Origin of the sequence: uncultured Gemmiger sp. (assembly GCA_944388105.1) — a bacterium.
In the GTDB taxonomy this organism is placed as follows: domain Bacteria; phylum Bacillota; class Clostridia; order Oscillospirales; family Ruminococcaceae; genus Gemmiger.
On record CALXHN010000119.1, the window covers coordinates 1 to 5,829 of the forward strand.

6 protein-coding genes are annotated in these 5,829 nt (G+C 60.4%); 2 read left to right on the forward strand and 4 right to left on the reverse strand.

Going from position 1 to position 5,829, the window contains the following annotated elements; translation table 11 throughout:
* The 4 genes from Q0K17_RS10170 to Q0K17_RS10185 form a co-directional block, all read right to left on the reverse strand.
* The coding region (locus Q0K17_RS10170) for a hypothetical protein (protein ID WP_294542758.1) at nt 1–405 on the reverse strand (405 nt) is incomplete at its 3' end.
* The gene (locus Q0K17_RS10175; RefSeq protein ID WP_294542760.1) at nt 402–2,015 is read right to left on the reverse strand and encodes an Hsp70 family protein; all 1,614 of its coding nucleotides are present in this window, start codon (nt 2,013–2,015) and stop codon (nt 402–404) included. The genes Q0K17_RS10170 and Q0K17_RS10175, both read right to left, overlap by 4 nt.
* 37 nt (nt 2,016–2,052) lie before the next feature.
* Entirely contained in the window at nt 2,053–3,618 is a 1,566-nt protein-coding gene (locus Q0K17_RS10180; RefSeq protein ID WP_294542761.1) for an Hsp70 family protein, read from the reverse strand.
* A gap of 142 nt (nt 3,619–3,760) precedes the next feature.
* Entirely contained in the window at nt 3,761–4,090 is a 330-nt protein-coding gene (locus Q0K17_RS10185; RefSeq protein ID WP_294542762.1) for a helix-turn-helix transcriptional regulator, read from the reverse strand.
* A gap of 527 nt (nt 4,091–4,617) precedes the next feature.
* Here Q0K17_RS10185 and Q0K17_RS10190 point away from each other — a divergent pair.
* Nucleotides 4,618–4,920 carry a hypothetical protein gene (locus tag Q0K17_RS10190; RefSeq protein WP_294542764.1) on the forward strand — a complete coding sequence of 101 codons (303 nt, stop codon included), beginning with the start codon at nt 4,618–4,620 and terminating at the stop codon, nt 4,918–4,920.
* A gap of 12 nt (nt 4,921–4,932) precedes the next feature.
* The coding region (locus Q0K17_RS10195; protein WP_294542766.1) for a hypothetical protein at nt 4,933–5,829 on the forward strand (897 nt) is incomplete at its 3' end.

Below are 5,829 nucleotides of genomic sequence, written 5' to 3' on the forward strand. Positions count from 1 at the left end.
CCCATCGCCCTGAGCCCGCAATTTCTTTTTTCGTTCGATGAGAAGCCTTGCCCATTCCCGGACGTCCGTGGCCGTGCCGTCGGTGTTGTCCATGGATTCATACCAGTTGTGATCCTGATACGGCAGTTTAGCTCTGCTCAGGTCGGGAAGCTGATCGCTGATTCGCATGGCGTAGAGCAGACTCAACTCCGTTACCCTGATCCATCCGTACCGGCCGTTGGCAACGTTCTCCACATAGTAACAGTGGCCGCTGTCGCGGTAATCACGCTGGATTGCCTCCCACAGTTCCTCATAAAAAAGGCGGCCGGTGTTCGCGTCCCCGGCGCTGCGGTTGGCTCTGAAACCCTGATATTTTTTATGCACCCTTATAGCCTCGCCTTCCTGTTTGGGATCCCTGTTGTTCATTCGTCAGTACCTCCTTCCCCGGCCGGGGCCGCCGTACCGGCAGTGTGAGCGACGCCGTCACTGTCGGTCAGCGTCACCGTGATATTGTAGTTGGGATCAAGTGTGAAATCCAGGTCGTAGGTGCCCTGCTGCGGCAGATCAAAGTGGAGAAGAATAAAGTTGTGGCACACCGACTTGAAAAGAAGATCGCCGGCTTCGGCAGAAACATCCGGGCAGTCGATCACACAGTCGATGTGACCGGCCACGCCGGCGCTGGGCCGGTAGTTTTCGATGCGTCCGATGGCGGGAAGCGGTTCCCCCGCCTTGATGAGCACCTGTACCCGGCTTTCCAGCTCCCCTTCCTGCAGGACCTCGACGCCGTAGCCCCGCTTTGCACGCAGCTGGGCCACCCGGCTGGGGCGCGCAGGCCCCGGATCTTTTCTGCCGCCGGAGTCCTCAGGCTCCGGCAGGCCGGCCGCGTAGCGGGCCGCGCCGAAGGATACGGCACGGGCCGGACGGTAGGGCGGCAGGACCTCCACCTTGGGATTCAGGCTGGTCTTGAGCGCTTCCAGCACCATCGGCATCTGGCTGGCACCGCCCGACAGGACGATGCGGTCGATCTGGCGGCCCTGCTGCAGCTGTGCGGTGAGCATCTGCTGGGTCAGTTCCACCGTTTCCATCAGCAGCTGGCGGGTGATCTCCTCAAACCGTTCGCGGGTGATGGTCAGTTCAAGATAGCTGCCGTCGGTGCGCTTCTGGTGCTGGACAGAGACCTCATCCTCCTCGCTCAGTTCATGCTTGGCGCGGATGGCCTCCTCCAGCAGTTCCTCCCGCTCGGCATCGTTGCTGGGGCGGTAGCCGAGCTTCTCCATCTGGGAGAGAAGCTCCTGGACCAGCAGGCTGTCGAAGTCCTTGCCGCCCACGTCGGGCAGGCCGTCGCTGTCCCACACCTGGTAGGGTTCCCCCTTGCTGCGGGCTGTGACCGCCGCCACATCAAAGGTCCCGTGACCGAGGTCATAGACCAGCACGGTGAGGGAGTCCTGCGGCAGCTGGTCATTCTGGGACGGAACGCTGCGCACACGATAGAGATAGTCGATGGCGACGGCCGCCGGTTCGGGCAGCCGGCCCACCACCTCAAGGTGATGTCCGTCAAGTTCCACCGACTCCACCGCCTGCTGCATCCGGTTGAGCAGCTGCAGCTCGTCCGGATATTTGGAAAAGGCGGCGGGATAGGTCAGCACCAGGCGGTAGATGGGCGGCAGGCCCTCTTCCTTGCGGCATTCATTGCCCACGCGCACCAGTTCCTTTGCCACCTCGGCGTACACCCGGTAAGGCGACAGCTCCGTGTTGAGGGCCTTGAGCGGCAGCTTGTTGCCGTGCAGCTGGGTTTTGATGGCACGCACAATATGACCGGGGTCATGCTTGATGCGGCTGCGGGTCCTGAAATCACAGTTCGCGGCAAAATTGACATAGATCGGGCTGCCCTCAGGCGGGGTCACATAGGCGATGGTGGGCATGCCGAGCCGGTCGATCTGCACGGGAATCATCGGCAGAGCGTCCAGTTCTTCCTGCGTCACCACGGACAGGAAAGCGTAGGCGTTGCCGATGTCACTTCCGTAAGCGTCTATCATACGGGATTCCTCCTTTTTTCACCATCTGCCGCAGGGCTCAGTTGCTCAGGTTCTCCAGCTGGCAGGATACGGAGACCGGTTTGCTGCCCGCCGAGTCGTCGGCTTCCCGGGCCTCGATGGTCAGAAGCCCGTTCTTGTCAACGATCAGACGGCTCGCGCACTCCGTCCCCTTGGGGACCTTGCGCCCGAAATCCAGCGAAACCGAGACGATCCTGCGGAAGTCGGTATCGATCTCCTCGGGATCCGGGTTGTCGAACCGGCCCTCCATCACCACGAAGAAGGACTGCATCTGGTCCTCCGCACGCGTCTCCGAGATATTGTCCTCGCTGGTGAAGGGCAGCGGGCTGCCGGCCGGGATCATCACATCCACAAACAGATCGTCCGTGTTCCGGTGATACAGCCGGATTCCCAGATCATAGCGCACCCGCATCTGCACGAAATCCGAGACGGGGGTACCGTAGCGGGCCGCACCGTAGGCGATCGCCCTGTTGGGACGGTAGCAGGCCACCTTGCCCCGGAACTGAGGGAAGTTTTCTTCCAGTTCCCGCCTGACCATCGGCATCTGGCTGGCGCCGCCAGTCAGCACGATGAATTCCGGTGCGGGCTTTCCGGTCGTGGCGTACTCGGCCAGAACGCGGCGGGTCTCCTCAATGGTCTGCCGCATCAGCGGCGCCGCCGCCCGCTCGAACTCGTCGCGGGTCACGGTCAGTTCCACCGCCCGACTGTCGGTGGCGATGATGGAGACCTCCGTCTCCGTGCCGTCGGTCAGGTCGATCTTGGCATTTTCCGCATCGACCATCAGTTTTTCTTCATCAAAACGGACGTTCTGCGGTGCCTTGCGCCGCAGCAGATCGGCCATTTCCCGGTCAAAGTCGCAGCCGCCCACCGTGGCCAGACCGCCGGTCTTCTCCACGTCATAGTAGTAAGTACCGCCGCTGGCGCTCGTCTTTCCCTGGGGATAGGCCGTAACGACCGCCAGGTCAAAAGTCCCGCCGCCCAGGTCGTAGGTCAGCACGGTGTAGTCGTGGTCGGTGTGGCCGTGTTCGGCCAGATAATCCAGTGCGCCTGCCGCCGGTTCGGCGATCATGCCCACCACCTGTACATGCCGGCCGTCTTCCAGGGTGGCGGCCTGGGCCAGATCCTTCAGGTGCAGCACCTGCGCCGTGTTGAAGGTTGCCGGATAGGCCAGGGACAGCTGGTTCGTGGTGGTCATCTCCTCGGTCTGCAGCACCTTGTTGCCTTCGCGCACCAGGTACTGGATCAGCAGGGTGATGGCCTTGTCCACATCGCCGTCCCAGTCGTCGAGCTGCAGCGGCTGGCCCATTTTCCGTTTGAGGCCGCGCACCCGATGGCTCGCCGGGGTTGCTTTTCTGCGCAGCGCCTCATACCCGTACCAGGGCGGACGGCGGTTGGGGTCGGTGCATTTGTCTGCCGCCGACTTGCTGTAAAAGAAGATGCTGGGGTAGCCGTTGTCGTTGGGTCTGTTGTTGGGCAGCAGATCCTTCGGCTTGCTGCCCAGGCGTCCTCCGAAGGCCTGGTCGTCGTTGACGTAACAGAGATAGGAAAACCAGTTGCCGAAATCCATGCCCATAATGAATGCCATATTCAAGTTCCTCCTCATTTTTCTTCTTTCCGGACGCTTTTCGGGCCGCTGCGTAACCGGACTCCGCCTTGGGTTTCATCCGGATCTGCCTGTAAAGACGACACGCCGGCTGTTTTTTCCAGTTACTTGCGCGCCGGCCTTGTCATTTGTTCAGGGTCTTGATCACCTGGTCCAGCAGTTCCGCTTTCTTGCTGTGGGACAGGCCGGTCTGCTGTTCAAGCAGATCGCTGAACTCGGCCACAAAATCGCTGCCGGCGGTGTCCTGCGTCACTTCAGTCAGAAAATACTCATCCGGCAGACCGAACACCCGGGCGATCCGCACCAGCATGGCTTTGCGCGGGATCGAGCGCTCGGTCTCCCAGGCCGCCACCGTCCGCTGGGTGGTGCCGCACATTTCGGCCAGTTCCTGCTGTGTCCAGCCGTTTTTGCCGCGCAGCACAATGATCTTCTGCGCCAGGTCTTTTTTGTTCACTGAGGAGAACCTCCTTTCTTTTCCAGGATTCCCGATACGCCGCCCGCCGCAAAAGCTGCAGAAAGGCGCCGCGCTTTGCAGCCGTGGGCCGGATGCGCAATACGGGGGTCAAGTTCATTGTACCACCGCACCCGATTTTTTCAAGACGTTATATGAACATTGATGAAGTTTTGTGATGTTGACAAAAAACAGAAGAGAACAATGTGCAAAACGCCCATTTTTACCCTTCAAAACCCATTTTCCCGTGGCAAAATCCGGCTTTTTTCTTTATGTTTTATTATGAAGTATAATGTAGTTCAATGATGCCGAATGTCGTTTTAATATTTTAGTCGATTTGCCAATTTCCATTTATCGCTGCAGTTGGTATAATGAGAACACATCCGATAAACCCCCGGTGGATTCGTCTGTTCTATATAAGCCGGGGACCGCAGCGCCCGCCGGTGCAGACACACCGGACCGGGCAGCGGACCACAGGATATCTGGGAGCGTCCGGGCAAGCCGGACCTTTGGGAAAGGAGCGATATACCATGCTTTCTTCTGTGAGCGTACAGGAGCTGCGGGACCTGATCGCCCGGGATCACCCCGGGTGGGATGCCTCGGTCATTGCGCAGCGCGCCGAGGAGTACCGCAGCACGATGGACGACCGGCTGGACCCTCTGCTGCGGGCCTATCTGGACTCCGGCGAGACCGGGAACTTCCGTTCGGGGGAATTCTCGGTCATCATGATCCAGCGCATGCGCAAAGGCCGCAGCTACTTTGAGGCTCTGACCCTGATGGATGGGCTTTTGAAGGACCCGGAGATCGGCCGGCTGCGAATTTTCCGTCGATAAGGAGGGTTTATCATGGCATCCGGCACCTCTTCTTTTTCCACCTGCTACTCCCAGCTGAGCGGTGTCGAGCTGACCGGACTGTTCACCACCGACACCTGGAACAGTCTGAGCACCGATCAGCGGCTTGCCGCCTGCCAGGAGGTGGAGAACCGCTACGCGGCCGAGACCGGACATCCGCCCATCCAGGTCTCTGCCGTTTCCATGGTAGGCTCCCTTCAGGATGGCTACACCTGGGGTTACCAGCAGGGCAACCACCTGTACCTCAACCTGGACGTGCTGGAGAGCGGGCAGTTCCGTCTTTCGGACCAGGATGAAAAGGGCAACAACATCATCACCACCATCAACGCCCCCGCCCCCAACTGGAACATGCTGGACACCGTTTTTCACGAGGGCACCCATGGATTCCAGTACCAGGAGGGCCGCCAGGGCTACACCTATATCCAGTTCGAGACCGATGCCGACCTCTACCGCATACAGCCCATCGAGGCCGAAGCCTTCCGGGAGGGCAATACCCGCACCGTCCAGGCCATCCTTCAGCAGATGGAACTTACCGGCAAGGTCGATGCCAATGCGCAGGCCTACCTGAATTCGGTGAAGGCAGATTCCTATCAGGCCGCCCTGCAGGAGGCCGCCAGGAATTACAACGATCCTCATATCGACCAGACCCTGGCCCAGTTCATCTACGACCGGAACCACAACATCCAGCCCAAGGAGCCTTCCGCCAGCTACCAGGCGATCAGCAAGGCCTACGACCAGGCCATGAGCAAGCAGCTGGACAAGAGCGAGACCGACCGGACGGGTCCCGTGTCGCCGCCCCCCGGGCGCGAGTCCGCCCCGCCCAATGGCGGTCAGAAGAATGAGGGCGATCGTCAGGATAATGGCGGCCAGAAGAACGACGACAGCCGCCAG

Bases quoted from the DNA above. Each gene is read 5' to 3' on its own strand.
- Q0K17_RS10175 (WP_294542760.1), bottom strand. From the start codon at position 2,015: ATGATAGACGCTTACGGAAGTGACATCGGCAACGCCTACGCTTTCCTG.
- Q0K17_RS10180 (WP_294542761.1), bottom strand. From the start codon at position 3,618: ATGGCATTCATTATGGGCATGGATTTCGGCAACTGGTTTTCCTATCTC.
- Q0K17_RS10190 (WP_294542764.1), top strand. From the start codon at position 4,618: ATGCTTTCTTCTGTGAGCGTACAGGAGCTGCGGGACCTGATCGCCCGG.